At 33.0% G+C, this 19,326-nt stretch carries 18 protein-coding genes and 1 tRNA gene; 16 read left to right on the top strand and 3 right to left on the bottom strand.

Annotated elements, in window-relative coordinates; all coding sequences use genetic code 11:
• Positions 1-2: 2 nt before the first annotated feature.
• Positions 3-1,091 (top strand): tricarballylate utilization 4Fe-4S protein TcuB, encoded by a 1,089-nt coding sequence (gene tcuB / locus BKH43_RS00945; protein ID WP_095227565.1) that lies wholly within the window; start codon positions 3-5, stop codon positions 1,089-1,091.
• Positions 1,092-1,097: 6 nt separating this feature from the next.
• On the opposite strand, the gene ruvC is transcribed toward tcuB, so the two are convergent.
• The gene (gene ruvC / locus BKH43_RS00940) at positions 1,098-1,568 is read right to left on the bottom strand and encodes a crossover junction endodeoxyribonuclease RuvC (RefSeq protein WP_095227563.1); all 471 of its coding nucleotides are present in this window, start codon (positions 1,566-1,568) and stop codon (positions 1,098-1,100) included.
• A 258-nt stretch (positions 1,569-1,826) separates the two neighbouring features.
• Here ruvC and dnaA point away from each other — a divergent pair, with 258 nt between their 5' ends.
• From dnaA to BKH43_RS00885, 11 genes are all read left to right on the top strand, one after another.
• On the top strand, positions 1,827-3,128 hold the full coding sequence (dnaA, locus tag BKH43_RS00935) for a chromosomal replication initiator protein DnaA (protein WP_095227561.1): 1,302 nt from the start codon (positions 1,827-1,829) through the stop codon (positions 3,126-3,128).
• A 207-nt stretch (positions 3,129-3,335) separates the two neighbouring features.
• Positions 3,336-4,475 (top strand): DNA polymerase III subunit beta, encoded by a 1,140-nt coding sequence (dnaN, locus tag BKH43_RS00930; protein ID WP_095227559.1) that lies wholly within the window; start codon positions 3,336-3,338, stop codon positions 4,473-4,475.
• A gap of 17 nt (positions 4,476-4,492) precedes the next feature.
• Entirely contained in the window at positions 4,493-6,799 is a 2,307-nt protein-coding gene (gyrB, locus tag BKH43_RS00925; protein WP_095227557.1) for a DNA topoisomerase (ATP-hydrolyzing) subunit B, read from the top strand.
• 9 nt (positions 6,800-6,808) lie between these two features.
• Entirely contained in the window at positions 6,809-7,054 is a 246-nt protein-coding gene (locus tag BKH43_RS00920; protein ID WP_095227555.1) for an HP0268 family nuclease, read from the top strand.
• A 30-nt stretch (positions 7,055-7,084) separates the two neighbouring features.
• On the top strand, positions 7,085-8,419 hold the full coding sequence (miaB, locus tag BKH43_RS00915; protein ID WP_095227553.1) for a tRNA (N6-isopentenyl adenosine(37)-C2)-methylthiotransferase MiaB: 1,335 nt from the start codon (positions 7,085-7,087) through the stop codon (positions 8,417-8,419).
• Positions 8,413-9,021 carry a lysophospholipid acyltransferase family protein gene (locus tag BKH43_RS00910; RefSeq protein ID WP_095227551.1) on the top strand — a complete coding sequence of 203 codons (609 nt, stop codon included), beginning with the start codon at positions 8,413-8,415 and terminating at the stop codon, positions 9,019-9,021. Before miaB ends, BKH43_RS00910 begins: the two co-directional genes overlap by 7 nt.
• A gap of 36 nt (positions 9,022-9,057) precedes the next feature.
• Positions 9,058-10,329, top strand: a complete 1,272-nt coding sequence (flgD, locus tag BKH43_RS00905; RefSeq protein WP_095227549.1) for a flagellar hook assembly protein FlgD — start codon at positions 9,058-9,060, stop codon at positions 10,327-10,329.
• A gap of 86 nt (positions 10,330-10,415) precedes the next feature.
• Positions 10,416-12,221: a flagellar hook-basal body complex protein gene (locus tag BKH43_RS00900; protein WP_095227739.1), complete on the top strand. Its 1,806-nt coding sequence runs from the start codon at positions 10,416-10,418 to the stop codon at positions 12,219-12,221.
• Between the two features lie 169 nt (positions 12,222-12,390).
• The gene (locus BKH43_RS00895; protein WP_095227547.1) at positions 12,391-12,822 is read left to right on the top strand and encodes a DoxX family membrane protein; all 432 of its coding nucleotides are present in this window, start codon (positions 12,391-12,393) and stop codon (positions 12,820-12,822) included.
• 106 nt (positions 12,823-12,928) lie between these two features.
• Positions 12,929-13,696 (top strand): TatD family hydrolase, encoded by a 768-nt coding sequence (locus BKH43_RS00890; RefSeq protein WP_095227545.1) that lies wholly within the window; start codon positions 12,929-12,931, stop codon positions 13,694-13,696.
• On the top strand, positions 13,693-14,337 hold the full coding sequence (locus tag BKH43_RS00885; protein ID WP_095227543.1) for a hypothetical protein: 645 nt from the start codon (positions 13,693-13,695) through the stop codon (positions 14,335-14,337). Before BKH43_RS00890 ends, BKH43_RS00885 begins: the two co-directional genes overlap by 4 nt.
• 105 nt (positions 14,338-14,442) lie before the next feature.
• On the opposite strand, the gene BKH43_RS00880 is transcribed toward BKH43_RS00885, so the two are convergent.
• Together BKH43_RS00880 and BKH43_RS00875 are read right to left on the bottom strand one after the other, a co-directional pair.
• Positions 14,443-14,518 (bottom strand) — tRNA-Phe (locus BKH43_RS00880).
• 130 nt (positions 14,519-14,648) lie between these two features.
• A complete protein-coding gene (locus tag BKH43_RS00875; protein ID WP_095227541.1) occupies positions 14,649-14,978 on the bottom strand; it encodes a histidine triad nucleotide-binding protein in 330 nt (109 codons plus the stop codon).
• 84 nt (positions 14,979-15,062) lie between these two features.
• Here BKH43_RS00875 and pheS point away from each other — a divergent pair, with 84 nt between their 5' ends.
• The 4 genes from pheS to BKH43_RS00855 are packed head-to-tail and all read left to right on the top strand — an operon-like array spanning position 15,063 to position 19,284.
• Positions 15,063-16,112 (top strand): phenylalanine--tRNA ligase subunit alpha, encoded by a 1,050-nt coding sequence (gene pheS, locus BKH43_RS00870; protein WP_095227539.1) that lies wholly within the window; start codon positions 15,063-15,065, stop codon positions 16,110-16,112.
• Complete coding sequence (pheT, locus tag BKH43_RS00865) at positions 16,112-18,523, top strand: phenylalanine--tRNA ligase subunit beta (protein ID WP_095227537.1); 2,412 nt, start codon at positions 16,112-16,114, stop codon at positions 18,521-18,523. Before pheS ends, pheT begins: the two co-directional genes overlap by 1 nt.
• Positions 18,524-18,553: 30 nt before the next feature.
• On the top strand, positions 18,554-19,009 hold the full coding sequence (locus tag BKH43_RS00860; protein ID WP_095227737.1) for a peroxiredoxin: 456 nt from the start codon (positions 18,554-18,556) through the stop codon (positions 19,007-19,009).
• A 47-nt stretch (positions 19,010-19,056) separates the two neighbouring features.
• Positions 19,057-19,284: a YdcH family protein gene (locus tag BKH43_RS00855; RefSeq protein WP_095227535.1), complete on the top strand. Its 228-nt coding sequence runs from the start codon at positions 19,057-19,059 to the stop codon at positions 19,282-19,284.
• Positions 19,285-19,326 lie beyond the last annotated feature (42 nt).

Raw genomic sequence — 19,326 nt, 5'->3', positions numbered from 1 at the left:
TAATGATTAATGATAAAAAGGCACTTTATGATAAGGCAATAAGATTAAGTCAAATCTGTAATGCTTGTAGATATTGTGAGGGTTTTTGTGCTGTCTTTCCAGCTATGGAAAAAAGGCGTGATTTTGACATAAAAGATATGGACTATCTTGCAAACTTATGTCATCAATGTGGTGAGTGTTTATATGCCTGCCAGTATGCCCCACCTCATGAGTTTGATATAACAGTGGCACGTGACTTTTCAGCTGTGCGTAAAGAAAGCTATAAAAAATTTACCACTTTAAAGTTTCTAAGCTCAGCTTTTGAAAAAGCAGGCCTAGTCACAGCCGTGCTTTTACTTATAGTTTTAGCAGTATTTATAGGTATAACTAGTGGAAGTTTTAATAAAGATGTAAGTGGTAACTTCTATGAAGTCACAAGCTATAACACTATGGTTAGTCTTTTTGGAATCTTTGCTTTAATCACTCTCATAGTAGTAGTTATAAGCTGTGTTAAATTTGCAAGGTCTATAGGCTTTAGTGGTGTTAGATTTATAGACTGGATGAGTGCCTTAAAAGATGCCCTAACTTTAAAAAACCTTGGTGGACACGACTATGAAGGCTGTACTTTCCCAAATGGAGAAAATAGATCAAATCTTAGACGCTACTTTCACCACTTTACATTTTATGGCTTTTTGCTTTGTTTTATAGCTACTTGTCTAGCAGCCTTTTATGATCACATTTTAAACTACCATGCTCCTTATCCTTTTTTATCTGCACCAAAACTTTTTGGAACCATAGGCGGTATAAGCTTGCTTATAGGCTGTGCTGGGCTTTTTGTGCTTAAGCTAAAAGCTGATCCTGAGTTACTAGATGTGAAAAGTTTAAATGTGGACTATGCTTTAATCTTTATGCTATTTTTAAGTGCACTAACTGGACTTTTGCTTATGCTACTTAGAACCACTCCAGTGCTTTCTTATATCTTAGTTTTACATTTAAGTACGATTTTAAGCTTTTTTATCATAGTGCCTTACTCTAAGATGATGCATCTTTTTTATCGATATTTAGCCCTTGTTAAAAACGCTAGAGAGTGCCGTTTAAATACGCATAACTAGATATTTTTAAAACCTTTTAGCATTAAAGTGAGTAAGGGCAACAGCTAGGGCATCAGTTACATCAAGGAACTTAGAGCTAAAGTTGCAATTTAATATCCTCTTAACCATAAAAGCAACTTGTTCCTTGCTAGCTTTGCCATTACCAGTTAGGGCTTTTTTAACTTGCAAGGCAGTGTACTCTGAAAAGTTGCCTACATCTTGGAGGATTTTTAGACTTATAGCGCCACGAAACTGTGCTAACTTTATAACAGTCTTTGGGTTATAAGCAAAAAATATATCTTCTATAGCTACCTCATCTATGGCATTACTTTTTAATATCAAGTCTATGCCTTCTATAAACTCAGTTATTTGATGTTGAAGATTCCTAGTTTCTATCTTTATGATGCCTGCATCTACTAAAGTAGGCTTTTTATTTTCTATCCTTATAACTCCATAACCACAGTTTCTACTTCCTGGGTCTATCCCTAATATAGTCACATATCTCCTTTTTTACAAAAGCCCTTTAAACCCTAAAATAGGGACTTAAAATATAGAATCTAGTTTTAAGTTTTAAAAGTTTGACACAGTTTTAGCACATTTTTACTAGTAGTTTGTCACTTATTTTTATAACTTTGGCACATATTTTTAAGACTTACTCACATAAAAGCTACACTTTGGCACATATTTACATAACTACTTGAGAGAAAACTATATACTACACAAAAGAGATTTCAGTTTGAATGGGGTAAAAGATAAATGAATGGGGATGAGATACTAAAAAAGTTAAAAGATGAGATTTCAGCACAAGACTATACTAGATACTTAAGCACACTTAAGTATGATGAAAGCAAGTCAAGTGGCTCTATTATTATCTTTAATACTCCAAATATATTCATAGCAAACTGGATAAAACAAAACCTGCTTGATAAGATGTTAAATATAGTAGAAATGACTACTAAAGTTAAAGCTGAGATTAAGATACAAGTAAATGCTAGTAAGACTTTTACTAAGTCAAAACAGTTTAGTACTAAGGCGACGACTACTTCACTAAATGAATTTTTAACCTTTGATGAGTTTGCAGTAGGAGATAGTAATAAGATAGCCTATAACATCTGCAAGGGCATAGCTATGGATAGTGACTATCAGTACAAAACTATACTAATTTATGGTAGCACAGGAGTTGGTAAAACACACCTACTAAACGCTATAGGAAATTATGTAACTAAAAATAAGCCAGAGTTAAAAGTCATATTTATAACTGCAGAAGAGTTTTTAAATGACTATATAAAACGTCTTGATACTAAAACCATGGATATATTTCGTGAAAGATATAGACACTGTGACTACTTACTACTTGATGAAGTAGCTTTTTTTAATGCTAAAGAAAAGATTCAAGATGAGTTCTTTCATACTTTTGAACAACTTCAAAAAGATAAAAAAAAGATTATCATGGCTTCTAATATCTCTCCAGCTGAGATGATAGGCCTACAAAAAAGACTTAGATCTAGAATAGAAGGCTCATTAATTAATCAAATAATACCTCCTGAGATGACCACAAAGATGGATATCATAAAAAGAAAGTGCGAGCTTAATAAGATATCTATAAGTGAAGAGCTAATTAGCTACATAGCTAATCACATGGGCTCAGATATGAGAAAGATTGAAGGCATAATAATTGGCGCAAAAGTCTATAGTGAGATGGCTGGTCAAGATATAAATATCAATATGATAAATAATGCTTTAAAAAATATAAACATAGGTAGTAAAGAAAATATCACTATGGATAGCATCATACAAACAGTCTGCCAAATACTAAATATAAAGCCAACTGACTTAAAATCCAAAAAAAGATTAAAAAATATAGCCTTTGCAAGAAAAGTATGTGTATATATACTAAGAACACTAATTAATGAAAGCATGCCAAGTATCGCAAAAAAGCTAAATATGAAAGACCACAGCTCCATAAGCAAACAAATGAAAACCATAGTTAAAGAGATAGAAGAAAATCAACAAACAAAAATGGTTATAAATGAAATAATAAGCCAGATAAAAAACTAAAAAACTTTATAAAAAGTAAAAATATGTGAGTAACTTGTGAGTAAAAAGGGAGTAAAACAAAGAGTTTTGGCACAGGTTAAAACTAGATATTTTTAACTTTAAAATGCATAAAATAGATGTTTTAGGCAAAAAAAAGTTAGAATTAGAAAATTAATTCACACACATACTATTACTAATATATTTTTTATATATCTTATAGGAGAAAAAATGGAAGTTTCAAAAGCGAGTATTAAACTAGATAAGAATCTATTTGAAAACACTCTAGCAAACTCACAAAATGCATTAAACAAGAAAGTTATAGAAATAACTTCTAATATATTCTTAAGAATAGAAAATGCAAAATTAGTAGTAGAAGCCTACAATCAAATCATATACATAAGAAGCTTTATAGATATAAAAGACTTTAAGAGTAATAGTAATGAAGACTTTATCTGTGCAATAAATGGCGAACTTTTATTTAACACTATAAAATCTTTTTCAAATGAAGATGTAAGTATAGATCTCTTTAATGAGTATGTGATAATAAAACAAGGTAGAAGCAAGATGAAACTACCTATTTACGCACATCAAAGCAAAGCATTTAAATATCACTATCAAGATATGGAAAAACTAAATGTAGAAACTACTTTATTAGTTAAATCAGTACAAAAAGTACTCCATGCTTGTAACTCCTCTTCAGCTGCAGTACACCCTGCTATGCAAGGAATCTTTTTAGACTTTAATGAAAACAAACTAGATATAGTTGCAACAGATTCTAAAAGACTTGCAGTAGTAGAAAACGAGATAAAAAGCAATAAGGATCCTTTTAACGTAATAATCTCAAAAAATAGTATTAATGAAGTTATAAAAATCTTTAATAACGACTTTAACCTTTATCTTAACTCTTCTACTAATGAAGAAAGTAATACAAAAATTAACGACATGGTAGGCGTTGTAAATGAAAATATAGAGCTTTATATCAAACTAATTAATGCCAACTTTCCAGAATACAAAAAAGCTCTTCCTAAAAACGATCTAACTCAAATAAAAGTTAGAAAAGAAGAGTTAATAAAAGGGCTTAAAAAAGTGCTAGTTGTAACTGATAAAGTAATAGTTACTTTTAAACCTGAAGAGATAATTTTAAAATCACTTAGCGGAATAAATGGATCTTCAGCTACTATCATAATAGATACTAAAACTGATGTAAAAGAAGAATTTTCCATAGGTATGAATGTACAGCATATATTTGACTGTATATCTCAGATAGATAATGAGTTTATAAACTTTTATTTTGAAAGTGAAAATAAGCCGTTTTTAATAAAAGATCAAAACTTTTTAGAACTCTTTATCAACTTAGCTATTAACTAAAACAAGGACCTTAAAAAATGAATGACTATCAAGCTAGTAATATAAAAGTCTTAAAAGGACTAGAAGCAGTCAGAAAACGTCCTGGCATGTACATAGGTGATACCAACATTAATGGTCTTCATCACATGGTTTATGAAGTAGTTGATAACTCTATAGATGAAGCAATGGCTGGCTTTTGTTCTAAGATAAAAATAACTCTTACAAAAGAAGGCAGTGCCATAATAGAAGATAATGGGCGTGGGATTCCAGTAGATATGCATCCTACTGAAAACTTACCTGCTGCTACTGTAGTTTTAACAGTGCTTCACGCTGGAGGTAAATTTGATAAAGATACTTATAAAGTATCTGGCGGGCTTCATGGTGTTGGTGTTTCAGTAGTTAATGCTTTAAGTAAACGCCTAATAATGACCATATACAAAGAAGGTAAAACTTATAGACAAGAGTTTGCTAAAGGGATTCCAACTAGTGGCCTAGAAGTTATTGGTAATACTAGAAAAACTGGGACTACTATAGAGTTTTTCCCTGATGATGAGATCATGGAAGTTGTTAGATTTGATCCAGTAGTTTTAATTAAGCGTTTTAAAGAGATGGCTTATTTAAACCGTAAGATTGAAATTGAATTCATAGATGAAGAAACTGGATTAAGAGAAGATTATAAGTTTGAAGGTGGCTTAAAGCAGTTTGTTGAAGATATAAACAAACGCCCGCTTATATCTCAAATCATAACTTTTGAAGCTAATGAAAACGACACTGAGATAGAAGTAGCCTTAGCTTATAATGAAGGCTATGATGAAAAACTATTAAGCTTTGTTAATAACATAAGAACTATAGAAGGTGGAACACACGAAGCAGGCTTTAGAGCAGGACTAAGCAGGGCTATATTAAATTACATAGAATCTAATGCAAACTCAAAAGAAAAAGATGTAAAAGTAACTGGAGATGATGTAAGAGAGGGCTTAATTTGTGTAATCTCAACTAAGATTATGGAGCCTCAGTTTGAAGGACAAACTAAAGGCAAGCTAGGTAGTTCTTTTATAAAGCCAATCATTCAAAAACTAACTTATGAAAAGTTAAATAAATTTTTTGAAGAAAACCCTATACAAGCCAAGCTTATTTTCCAAAAAGCTGTAGTTGCAGCGCGTGGAAGAGAGGCTGCTAAAAAAGCGCGCGATCTAACTCGTAAAAAAGATTCTTTATCAGTTGCTACCTTGCCAGGTAAGCTAGCAGACTGCCAAAGCAAAGATGCTAAGATTTGTGAGATATACCTTGTAGAAGGTGATAGCGCAGGTGGCTCAGCTAAACAAGGAAGAGATAGGGTTTATCAAGCCATACTGCCTTTAAGAGGTAAGATATTAAACGTTGAAAAATCCCGCCTTGATTCTATACTTAAATCAGAAGAGATTAAAAATATGATAACTGCCTTTGGTTGTGGTATAGGCGAAGAGTTTAATATAGAAAAGCTTAGATATCATAAAATCATAATCATGACGGATGCTGATGTTGATGGCTCTCACATACAAACGCTTTTAATGACATTTTTTTATAGATATTTTAAGCCTTTGGTTGAACAAGGTCATATCTATATAGCCCAGCCTCCACTTTATAGATATAAAAAAGGCAAAAAAGAAATCTATCTAAGGGATGATAAAAATTTAAGTGAGTTTTTGATAGAAAATGGCATAGAAAACTTTGAGTTTAAAGGTGTTGGAAATAAGGACTTAATAGATATCTTAAAGCTTATAGCCTACTATAGACTTAACTTACAAGACTTAGAAAAACGCTTCTTTACAAAAGAAGCTTTAAGGTTTTTAATAGAAAGTGATATAAACTTAGAAGATACTGACTTAGAATCTAAACTTATAGAGTTTTTAAAGTCCAAAGACTTTAATATCTTAAATACTCATAAAGATGAACATAATGTGACTTTCTTTGTACAAACTCGTCTTGGTTTAAGTGAGATAAAACTTAATAGAGATCTTTTTTATGATAAGACTTTTATAGAATCTAAAAATATTTATCAAAAGTTAAAAGCTAGGGATTTACATTTTTTAGATTCTAAAGATATGATAGAAACTTTAGAAGAGATAGAAGAAAGTGCCAAGAAGGGCGCTTATATACAGCGCTATAAAGGTTTAGGTGAGATGAACCCAGAACAACTTTGGGAAACTACTATGATACCTACTAACCGTACACTTTTACAAGTTAAGATCGAAGATGATGAGCTTACAGATGAGATATTTAATATCTTTATGGGCGATGAGATAGAGCCTAGAAGGCGCTACATACAAGAGCATGCAAGACATGTTAAAAATCTAGACGTATAAGGAAAAACCATGGACTTAAAACTAGCAAAAATGGACTTAAAACAAGACTGTAAGATTAGCTCACTTGCTGATATTTTAAAGATAGCAAATGAACATAAAAGAGGAAAAATCTTCTATCTTGATAAAGATAACTCTGAAAAAGATCTAAAAAAAGCTATATCTACTTTTACATCAAAAGGTAAAACTTGCTTTTTAAGAGAGATAAAGTATGGTCTTGATGAAAAAGACTATATCTATGAACTTCATTTGCTTTAATCTTTTAGATTTTAAATCCAAAGATATTTTATGCATAACTTTTTAGAATCTAAACCTTCAAAAAAACTCTATATCGAAACTCTAGGCTGTGCTATGAATGTAAGAGATAGCGAGCATTTAATAGCTGAGCTTAGAGAGAAAGAAAACTACTCTCTTACAGAAGATGTAAAAGAAGCTGACTTAATCTTGATTAATACTTGTTCAGTTAGAGAAAAGCCTGAAAACAAACTTTTTAGTGAGATAGGTGCTTTTGAAAAGATTAAAAAAAAAGGTGCAAAGATAGGAGTTTGTGGCTGTACTGCTTCAGCTTTGGGAGAAAAGATCTTAAAAAAAGCTAAAAATGTAGACTTTGTACTAGGAGCTAGAAATATCTCTAAGATTAGCCAAGTTATACATCAGCCAAAGGCAGTTGAAGTAGCCTTAGACTATGATGATAGTCTTTATATGTTTTCAAAAAATGTAAATTCAAACTTTAAAGCCCTTTTAAACATAAGCATAGGTTGTGATAAACACTGTGCTTATTGCATAGTTCCTCATACTAGGGGAAAAGAGATTTCAATCCCTCTAGATTTATTACTAAAAGAGGCTTCTAAGCTTGCAAGTAGTGGAGTAAAAGAGCTACTTTTACTAGGGCAAAATGTTAATAATTATGGCGCACGCTTTAGCGTACCTCATCCAAAGATAGACTTTACACAGCTTTTAAGTGAGTTATCTAAGATAGAAGGCATAGAGCGTATACGTTTTACTAGCCCTCATCCTTTGCATATGGATGATGCTTTTTTAGAAGAGTTTGCTAAAAATCCTAAAGTATGTAAAAGTATACATATACCTCTTCAATCTGGCTCTACTAAGATTTTAAAGTCCATGAAAAGAGGCTACTCTAAGGAGTGGTATTTAAACCGCATAGACTATCTTAAAAAGTTACTCCCTGATGTTGGTATAAGCACTGATATCATAGTTGGCTTTGTAGGTGAAAGTGAAGAAGACTTTATGGAATCTATGAGTGTTTTAGAATATGTTAGATTTGATACTTTATATAGTTTTATCTACTCTCCTAGACCTTTTACACCAGCAAGCACATGGGAAGAAGGCAAGGTTCCAAAAGAGATAGCAAAACAAAGGCTTCAAAGGCTTCAAGATTTACACAAAAAGATATTAACTGAGAACTCACAAGCAGAGCTTGGCAAAGTGCATAAAATCTTAATTGAAAACAACAAGCAAAGTGAGATAGAAACCTTTAGCGAAGGCAGAAGTGATACAAACCGCCTAGTTAAGATAGAAGATAAGTTTTTTAACTTAGGTGAGTTTGTAGATATAAAAGTAACTCATGTTAGAAATGCTACTTTATATGGAAGCCCTTGTTAAAAAAACTTAAGAAAAAGATTCTAAGAGTAGTTGCTCCACCATTAGTTTATATCCTAATGTGGCTTATCTATCTTAGCTCTAAGAAGAGATATCATCTAGACCCTTTAGAATCTAATTTTATAGCAGTATGTTGGCATGGTAACTTTTTAATGATGCCTTTTTTATATGACAAAGTTAAAAAGATACAAGATTTATATTTTATAACTAGTACTCATAATGATGGGGATTTAATAGAAAAGACTTTAGGGCTTTTTAAACTTAGGTCTATTAGAGGTAGTACTAACCAAGATGGATTTAAAGCCTTGCTTAAGTCTTTAAAAGTACTAAAAGAAGGCAAAGACCTTTTTATAACTCCAGATGGCCCAAAAGGCCCTTATCACGACGTAAAAGATGGCGCTATAGTTTTATCTCAAAAATCAAAAGTCCCTATATATCTATGTGTGGTTAAGTACTCAAAGTCTTGGGAGTTAAAAACTTGGGATAGATTTGGTATACCTAAGCCTTTTTGTACTATAGATTACTATTTTAAAGGTCCTATAAATTTACCTAGTGATATAGAAGAGGCTAAGGTTTATATAAGAGAGCAAATGGAACAAATATAGCTTGTAGATCCTTACTACTAAGCTTAAGGATCTAACATGGCTATAGATTTAAACAAAGTCACAGGCTTTGAAGCAGCCCAAGCTGAAAAGAAAAAAGAAAGCTCACATAAACTAACTAATGGTATGGATACAGATGCCTTTATGAAGCTTTTCTTAGAACAGCTTAAAAATCAAGATCCAACAGCTCCTATGGAAACTGATAAGATAATCTCCCAAACTGCCCAGCTTACCCAAGTAGAGATGCAAGAAGAAAATAAAAAAGCTATGAAAGAAGTAGCCTCTGCTATGAAAAGCACTCAAGAGACCAATGCTAGCTTAAGAGACTTTCAAGGACAGATGAAAAAAAGCCTAGAAGATTTAGATAAAGGTATGAAAGAAAGTGTTGCGAGTATGGCCCAAGCCGCACAAAGTAACTCACTTAATACAGTTTCTATGATAGGAAAGATAGCAGAAACTGATGTTATGGGGGTTGATTTTAAGGGTGATAAAGTGAACTTTTCTCTCTACTTTGATGATAAGATAGATGCAAGTAAGGGTAAAGCAAGCATAGAGATACTAGATAAAAACAACGACATAGTAAAAACCATCCCCCTAGATTCTAAGAATAATCAAAAAGGCTACATAGACTTTACATGGGATGGTAAAGATGATAATGGTAAGCAAGTACCTAAAGGTAACTATAAGATAGTTGCTAAGTATAATCTTGATGAACATACTAATAAGTACAATGAAACTCGTTTTGGTCGTGGTGAAATACAAAGCATTATCTTTGATAAAGGTACACCTTTAATGAGACTAGGTGAGTTAGTATTGCCACTAAAAAGCGCTATAGAGTTTTACCCACACCATGCTATAAATCAAAATAAATCCTTAGAAGACTTAAAACAAGAAGTAAGTAGCATAGATAAAAGCTTAGATACTAAGCCACTAGAAAGTATGGATTCTAACCCTAAAATGGAATCTAAAACAGATTCTAAAGACATACCTTTACCAAGCGCTAATCTTGCAGCTAGCCTCCCTAAAACTAGCCATGAAGAAGCTAAGATTTCTAATCCACTAGATACTAGCACTAAACCTCAAACTACTAAATCACCTAGAGATCTAGCTCAAGAAGAAGGTATAAGAAAGATAGAAGAGTTAAATAAAAAACAAGCCCAAGAAGCAAAGAAGCACTCAGCTAGTAATACTCAAGTAGCAAGTACTCAAAATAGTGATTCTGAAACTAGTAAAGATCCCTTAAGCAGTATTAAAAACCCTTTAAATATAAGTCCTCTAAGCTCTAGCCTTCAAAGTCAAGCAAAGATTTAAAACCTATTTAAGTTAAAAGTCTAGCCTCCCTAAAAGGCACAGCTTTTGCTTTCAAGCTATATAAGTAAATATTGGAGCCAACAAATATGAATGACACTTTATTAAATGCAGTTTCTGGAATCAAAACTCATCAGTTTGGCTTAGATAGCATTTCAAATAATATAGCTAATGTTAATACTAATGGCTACAAGGCTAATACACCAGAGTTTAAAACACTTTTTTCTAAAAACTTAGATTCTATGAACTCTAGTACTGTTACTAATAATGATTTTAGCTATGGTGTCACAGGTGGTAGCAATAACATAGATACTAAGTTAGGCGACTTAAGAAAGGTTGATAATCCTACTAGTGTGGCTTTTACTGGTAAGGGTTGGCTAGTAGTTGGTAAAGATAAAAATGGTACATTTGAGATAGATAAAAATGGCTATAAAGAAAGCTCTCCAGATCAAAACTTCTTTACTAGAAATGGGGATTTTAGTATGGATAGTGATGGCTACTTAGTTAATGCCCAAGGCTACTACCTTTATGGCGTAAACCTAGGCAAGATACAAAATGATACTTTTAAAGCTAGTCAAGATCCAGAAGGTGACCTTAAAAAGCTAGCAACTGGAGTTATGAAGCCTATAGCCATCCCACCTGATATAAGTTATGCACCAGTTGAGACTACTAAAGTTAATCTAAATGTGAATTTAAACCGAACTAAAGATTTTAAAAGCATAGTTAGTGCTTATACTGAAGGGCATGTGTTTAATGAAGCAAGGTTTTTTAACCAAGATTTAAACGCCATTGCCAACACTGATAAAGATATGTTAAATCCAAGCGCATATAGTGATGGGACTATAACTATCACAGATAAAAATGGTCAAGTTAAAGAGTATAAATACAGCTATGGTGATGGCACTTCTTCAGAAAATAAGTTTCATACCATAGGTCAGCTTCAGTATCTTATACAAAGAGATACAGGGCTTGATTTGGATTTAAGTAGGGATGCTAAAGGAGCTATATATCCAAAAAGTACTTTAGTTTTAAAAAACTCTGATGATGATACCTTAAAGATAAAAGTAGCTGGTAAGCTTTTTGAAAGACTAGGACTAAATGGGAGTAATGATAGTTTTGCTAAGGGTGAAAGCATATTAGGAACTAACCTAAATGTACCAACTTATAGCACTACTACAGAAGTTTATGATTCAACTGGAAAGAAGTATGCTTTAAGAACAGACTATCTTTTAGTTAATAGTGGGGATGACACAGGCCCTCAAACTACACCAGAAACTTGGAATACTAGAAGTGCTATATATGAGTTTGGTGGCGATCATATGATGGTTTCTAAGAACTTTACAGAAGGTGTTATAAGTTTTGATAAAAATGGTAAAGCTATAACTAAAGACTTAGATATACCTTTTCTAGATAACAAAGACATAGTTTTGACTTTAAAAGATAGCTCTAATAAGGCTTATGCAGATTCTAGGATTAATAAAACTACGCAAGATGGAAAAGAAAGAGGCGAGCTTAGAGATATTCGTATTAATGATGAGGGGATAATTAGCCTAAGTTTTAGTAATGGACAAAATGAAGCCATAGGAAGAGTAGGCCTTGCTATGTTTGCTAATGACCAAGGGCTTAAAAAAGTAGGTGGGAATCTTTTTGCCCTAGATCCAAGAACTATTAATGGCCAGCAAGGACTAGCTAGTGGAGATCCAAAGTTAGTTTGGGATGAAGATTCTAATCTTAAAAATGGCAAGATCATGCAAGGCTATGTTGAGACAAGTAATGTTGACTTAAGCACTGCTTTAACTGATTTAATCCTTATGCAAAGAGGCTACTCAATGAACGCTAAAGCCTTTACAACTGGTGATGACTTAACTAAAGAAGCTATAAATCTAAAAAGATAGAGTTTTTAAACTATAAGCTTTCTTTTAGTGCTATCTTTTTTAAGTTTAGTCTTGAAGGCTACTTTGGCCTACTTATTTTTCTTGCCATTTTTTTAAAAAAGCTAATAAAACTTCATATACCTTTACTTCTGAGTTATTATCTAATATAAATTATCACATAAGGATAAAGATGTTTTTTGTATTTTTAGCTAAGTTATTTTTAAGATTTAGTGTAGCTTCAGCTATGCTTTCTGCCGCACTTGATAGGCTAGGAGTTTGGAGGAAAGATCTTTCTTTTTGGGGTGATATGAAGTCTTTTTTTGACTACACACACTCTCTTATGCCTTGGGTTCCTATGAGTTTTATCCCTTTTTTAGCTTGGAGTGCGACTATCTTAGAGATAGTTTTTTCTATCTTTATCATCCTTGGGTATCAGCTAAAAGTTTTTTCAGTACTTTCTGGAATCTTGCTTTTACTAATAGCCCTTGCTACAGTTTCTACTATGGGATTTAAGGCTGTTTTTGACTACTCAGTTTTTAATGCCTCAGCAGCAGCTTTTGCTATAGCTTGCTTGCCTCTAGGTTACTTAGAACTAGATTTTTTAACAAAAAAAAGAAGGTAGGTAAAGTTACTCAATCTTTTTTAAAAGAAAGATTGCATAAACTACTAGCTTGCATGTTTATTATAAAATAGTCCTTTTATTACTTAAATATTAAAGAGATATAACCATGATAGATACTCATATACATCTAGATTTTAAAGATTTTGAGCCAGATTTAACATCTGTTTTAGAGAATGCAAGACTTACTGGGGTTAAGGCTTTTATCATCCCTGGAGCTGATATAAACACCCTGCCTAGTGCCATAGAGATAGCACAAAAGTATGATGATGTGTTTTTTGCAGTTGGAGTTCATCCAAATGATATAAAAGATTTTAATGAAGATACTTTAGAATCTTTTATCACTCATAAAAAGTGTGTGGCAGTTGGAGAGTGTGGGCTTGATTACTACTACACTAAAGAGCATAAAGATGAGCAAGAAAAGTATTTTAGATACCAGCTAGAGCTTGCTTTAGAGCATAACTTGCCAGTTATCTTGCATATTAGAGATTCTAAAGATGACTTTGAAGCAAGCAATGATGCAGCTAGGATCTTAAAAGACTACCCTAATATAAAGGGAGTTTTTCACTGCTTTAATGCTAATACTGATCTTTTAAGCTTTCAAAATAACTTCTATTACGGCATAGGAGGCGTTAGTACTTTTAAAAATGCTAAAGATTTACAAGATGTTATAAAGCTTTTAGGTATGGATAAGATCTTACTTGAAACTGATGCACCTTTTTTAGCCCCAACTCCTTATAGAGGCCAAAGAAATGAAAGTAAGTACTTAGATCTAATAGCCTTAAAAATAGCAAGTCTTAAGAATCTAGAAGTTAAAGATGTGGTTACTAAAAGCACACAAAATGCCCTTAATCTTTTTCAAAAAGTAGCTATATGAAAGTACTAAAGACCCCTTTACTAGCGCTCATATTAGCTACAAGCTTTAGCTCTCTTAGTGCTTTTGGTATAAATGGTCCTTCTTCAGGCCTTTTTTATAAAGCAGGTCTTAGTTCAAACATTAATAGTATAAAAACTAGTAATCTTGATATGACAGCAAATACTAGCACCTACAAAGGTCATAGCGGAAGTTTTGGGCTAAATGTAGGGGTTGGCTACATGGCTTTTATGAATAGCATACTTGGTTTTAGAGCTTCTTTTAACTTTGATGCTAACTACCTTAGAGGAGCTTTAAATAATCAAGCCTACTCAGGCTTTTTTATGCTACTAGATGCAAGCGTAGAAAGTTTAGTTAATTTCTTACCCTTACAAAGCTTTCAGATGTATGGCATAGGGGGTTTTAGTTTTGGACTTATAAGTTCTAAAGTTGAAGCAAGTGGCGCGCTTCCTTTTGTTATAGTTGGACTTGGGACTAATATAAAAGGCTATAGGGTAGAGTTAACTACTAAGATAGGCCTGGCTACTTTAGAAAACCATAGAAGTATCCCTAATGAAAATGGGGGCGAGCTTAATCAAACCTATTTGATGAATAGCTATTTTATAAACTTAAGTTTTGTTAGATACTTTAATCTAGGATTTTAATTTTTTGATATGTGTTTTACGCTATAGCTAGTAGCTTGTTAGCTAGGGATAAAAAGATTAAATGATGTGGATTAAACTTGTGATTTAAGATTTTGAATTTAGGAGTGGTGGCTTGAGGCGGAATCGAACCACCGACACGAGGATTTTCAGTCCTCTGCTCTACCGACTGAGCTATCAAGCCATACTTAAAAAGTTGAAAAACAAATAAGGGCTAAATTGTGCCACTGCTTGGCTTAAATATAGCTTAAGTTAAAGATAGACCTTAACTTAGCTAAAACTAATTCTTGGCTTTTAAAACTACTTTAAAGTTTTTAAGCAAAGTTACCACTTAGTGGTTTTTTCCCTAGTAAGTGAAAGTGAAAGTGTGGCACTTCTTGACCGCTATCTTTACCAGTGTTAGTTACTAGCCTATAGCCACTTTCTTTAACCCCTAAGATATCAACTACTTCATGTATAAACTTAGTCATATCTTTCATGGTTTCACCATCTAGCTCATTAAAGTCTTTTATGCTAGCTTTAGTTATGATTAAAGCGTGCACTGGAGCCTTTGGAGCTATATCATAAAAGCTTAAAAATTTTTCATTTTCATGTATCTTTTTGCAAGGAATTTCACCCTTTATAATTTTCTCAAAGATATTCATAGTACTTCTCCTTTTAATGTTGCTTCACAGGCTTAATTATAAGCTAGATTTGATAAAATCAAAAAAACTTAAAAAAGGTGGCAAATGGAAGAGTTAGTTAGACTTTTAGAACTGCTTAGATGTGTGAAAGATACAAAGGAGTTAGAGAATTTAAGAGTGGCTATAGGTGGGAAGAATGGAGTTTTAACCTCCCTTTTTAAAGAACTAAAAGACATGGATGAGCCTCTTAAAAAAGAACAAGCCGCTAAGATTAATAAGCTTAAAAAAGACTATGACCTTCTTTTGGAATCTAAAAAAAGTGAGCTAGAAAGTCTAGAGTTAGATAAGGCTATGGCCAAAGAAAGCTTAGATGCTTCACTATTTAATGCAACCACTCAGTTTTACACACTAGGCACTAAGCAAGATTCTAACCTCCATATGCAGAGCATATCAGAAGGACATCCTATACATAGGATGCAAGATATCATCATAGATTATTTTACTAACCTTAACTTTTCGCTTGAAGATGGTCCACTTATAGAAGATGATTTCCATAACTTTGAAGCACTAAACCTTCCTAAGTACCACCCAGCACGTGATATGCAAGATACTTTTTACTTTAAAGATTCTAGGCTTTTAAGAACTCATACTAGTCCTATACAGATAAGAACTATGGAATCTAAAAAGCCACCTTTAAGGATGATATGTACTGGTCCTACTTTTAGACGCGACTATGATCTAACTCATTCACCTATGTTTCATCAAGTAGAAGGTCTTGTAGTAGAAGAAGGGGATAATATAAGCTTTGCTAATCTTAAATACCTTTTAGAAGACTTTTTAAAGTTTATCTTTGGCAGTGAGACTGAAGTGAGATTTCGCTCTAGTTTCTTCCCTTTCACAGAGCCTAGCGCAGAGGTTGATATAAGTTGTGTGTTTTGTAAAGGCAAGGGATGCAGGGTATGTTCACAAACTGGTTGGCTAGAAGTACTAGGATGTGGCATAGTAGATAGTAATGTTTTTAAAGCTGTAGGCTATGAAGGGGTTAGTGGCTATGCTTTTGGGTTAGGAGTTGAGCGTTTAGCTATGCTTAAGTGGGGTATAGGAGACTTAAGAAGCTTTTTTGAAACAGACTTAAGATTATTGGAGCAGTTTTAATGATAGTAACTACATGTGCACTAAAAGCTTTTTTGGACTTGCAAAATCTAGATTTAAACGAAGTTTGCAATAGACTAAGCTCCCTTGGCCTAGAAATAGAATCTACTTATAAGATAAGCGTGCCTTCAAAGGTTGTAGTAGGTAAGATTATAAGAAGAAAGGCCCATCCTAATGCAGAAAGACTAAGTATATGCGATGTTGATATAGGAAGTGAAGTCTTGCAGATAGTTTGTGGAGCAAGAAATGCAAGGATAGATCTCTATGTAGCTGTTGCTTTAATAGGTGCTAGTCTCCCGCCTAAAGGGGATTCTAAACTACCATTTAACATAGTAAAAAGCACTATTAGAGACATAGAATCTAGTGGTATGCTTTGTTCTAGTGAGGAGCTAGGTTTACCAGTTTTAGGTGAAGGGATAATGGAGCTTGATTCTAGTATAGGTGAGCTAGTTTTAGGAAAAGAGTTAAAAGAGTATGCTGTCTTTAATCAAGATGTTATAGAACTAGGTATAACTCCAAATAGAGGGGATTGTCTTTATGTGCTAGGAGTAGCTAGAGAGATAGCAAGTAGCTTTAACCTTATCTTAAAAAGCCTTCCAGCAGGAGATAACTCCTTAGCCATAGGTGTAGGTAGAATCTTGCAGCTTTTAAGCCATGGAGAATTAGATGCTAATTTGATGTATAAGATAGTTGAGATAAAAGATATGTTCTTACCTTTGGCTATAGCTTTAAGTTTAGGCATAGCTAAAAGATACAAAAAAGAAAAGATAGAAAATTTCTTAGAGTATGCTACTTATATGAGTGGAGTTATATTTAATGCTTATCCACTAGATGATAGAGAGATATCTCTTAATGGTGAGACTGTGAAGCTAGATATTAGAAGGGATGAGTTAGGCTTAGAGTCAGTTTACTCTATAGTAAAAAAAGGTGATAATGAAGAAGTAACTAAGCTAAGCACCATAGGAGCTAAACGCTATGAAGTAACGCCTAATGACTACCCAAGAACCTTTGTTATAGAAGCAAGTCATATACACCCAGATACTATATCAAATGAGATTTTTAAAGCTAAAGATAAGCTAGCTCAAGATAAAGATGTAACTTATCTATCAACTAGAGGTTCAAACTCTAGTCTTGAGCTAGGCATGGGATTTCTTTGCATGCTATTTGATAGTCTTGATGATGTAGTAGTTTATTCAGGTGAGCAAAAGATCATGCACAAGCTTGAACCTTTAAATATAGATATGACTTTTAGTTATATATCAAAAGTTATAGGCAATGATATAAGTAATGATGAGATAGCCATCATCTTAAAAAGACTTAACTTTTTGTTAAAGACTACTTGTGATGAAGACTACTTTATATTAACCCCGCCAATTTATCGTTTTGATATAGTTAACAGGCAAGATGTAGCAGAAGAGATTTTGCGCTGTACTGGTATACAAAATATCAAATCCAAGCCTTTATTAATAGAACAAACTTTAAATAGCTCTTTAGCCTATGATAAACACAAGCTTACAAAAGATATAAGAACAAAGGCTTTGGCCTTAGGTTTTTATGAGTGCTTACACTATGTGTTTAGTTCAAGCCAAAAACTTTTGGAGCTAGGCTTTAAGCCTTTAAGTCAAGATAAAGCCTTGCTTAATCCTATCACTAAAGACTTAGATACTTTGCGCCCAAGTCTTATACCTAACATCTTAGAATCTATGCAGAGAAATAAAAACTTAGGCTATAAGTCAGTAAGCTTTTTTGAGATAGGCACAGTTTATGATGAGCAAAGAAACCCTAGCTTAAATATAGCTTTTGGAGTGTGTGGGGATAGATTATCTCCAAGTTATCCTAACCCTAAAGGGAGTTTGTGGGAGTTTTATGGCTTTGCTAGAGCCTTAACTAAGGTTATAGATAACTTTGAGCTTATAAATCTAAGTGATGATTTAGAAGAAAATGTATCTAATGGCTTATATCATCCTTATCAAAGTGCCTTTGTTTATAAAGATGGTATCAGGCTAGGGATTATCTCAAAGCTAAATCCAAAAGTATGCACAATGTATGATTTAGAAAATGTCTTTTGGGCTGAGCTAGATATGGAGCTAGTTTTAAAAGCTAAGCTTAAAAAGCTAGAGAAAAAAGCTAAACCTTACTCTACTTTTCAAGCTTCAAGGCGTGATTTAACTGTGCTAATAAATTCTAGGATACCTTTTTCACGCATAAAAGCTAGCTTGCAAAAAGAAAGTTTAGATTCTATAGTTGGTTTTTATCCACTTGATGTGTATAAAGAAGATAAGCATATGCATGCTTTAACTATACGTTTTATCTTGCAGTCTAGTGAGAAAACACTCTTGCAAGAAGATATAGAAGAGAGCATATCTAAGGTTTTAAAGATTTTAGAATCTAACTTTGATGCTAGACTTAAATAAGTACATAAAGGAGTAGCTATGTCACAAGAGATGAATCGTTTAAAAGAAGGGGACTTAGCGCCAAACTTTGAACTACCAAATGCTGATAATGTAAACATAAGCCTTCAAGACTTTGCAGGCTTTAATGTTGTGCTTTATTTCTATCCTAAGGATAACACGCCAGGATGCACACTAGAAGCACTTGATTTTACTAGCTTAAAAGCAGACTTTGCAGCTAAAAGTGCTATAGTCATAGGAGTTAGTAAAGACACTCCAGCAAGTCATCAAAAGTTTATAGATTCCAAAAACTTAGATGTGGTGTTATTAAGTGATAAGGATAATGAAGTAGCTAAGAAGTATTTTGCTTTTGGTAAAAAAATGATGTATGGAAAAGAAGTAGAGGGCGTTATAAGGTCAACTTTTATCATTAAAGATGGAAAAATCTATAAGGCTTTTTACAATGTAAAAACAAAAGGCCATGCTTTAGAAGTTTTAAACAGTCTTTAAAGGTAAATACTTTAGAATCTATATCATATCTATTAAGGAGTCTACAGATGTTTCATGAGTACAGAGAAGAGGTTTCTTACCTAAAGCAAAATGACGCACATTTTGATAAGATTTTTGAAGAACACAATGAGTTAGACCAAAAGATAAAAAATGCAGAACAAGGTATCATCCCTCTATCTATCCAAGAAATAGATGTCTTAAAAAAAGAAAAGCTAAGATTAAAAGATGAGGTTTGGGAGATCTTAAACCGCTACATACAAGAAAAAAAGGCCTAGTTTATAAGGCTTAAGGTAACAAAAGCACAAACTACTTAAAGA

This window comes from Helicobacter sp. 13S00401-1 (assembly GCF_002272925.1).
Classification (GTDB): domain Bacteria; phylum Campylobacterota; class Campylobacteria; order Campylobacterales; family Helicobacteraceae; genus Helicobacter_I.
This window is presented reverse-complemented; position numbering and strand designations above follow the sequence as displayed.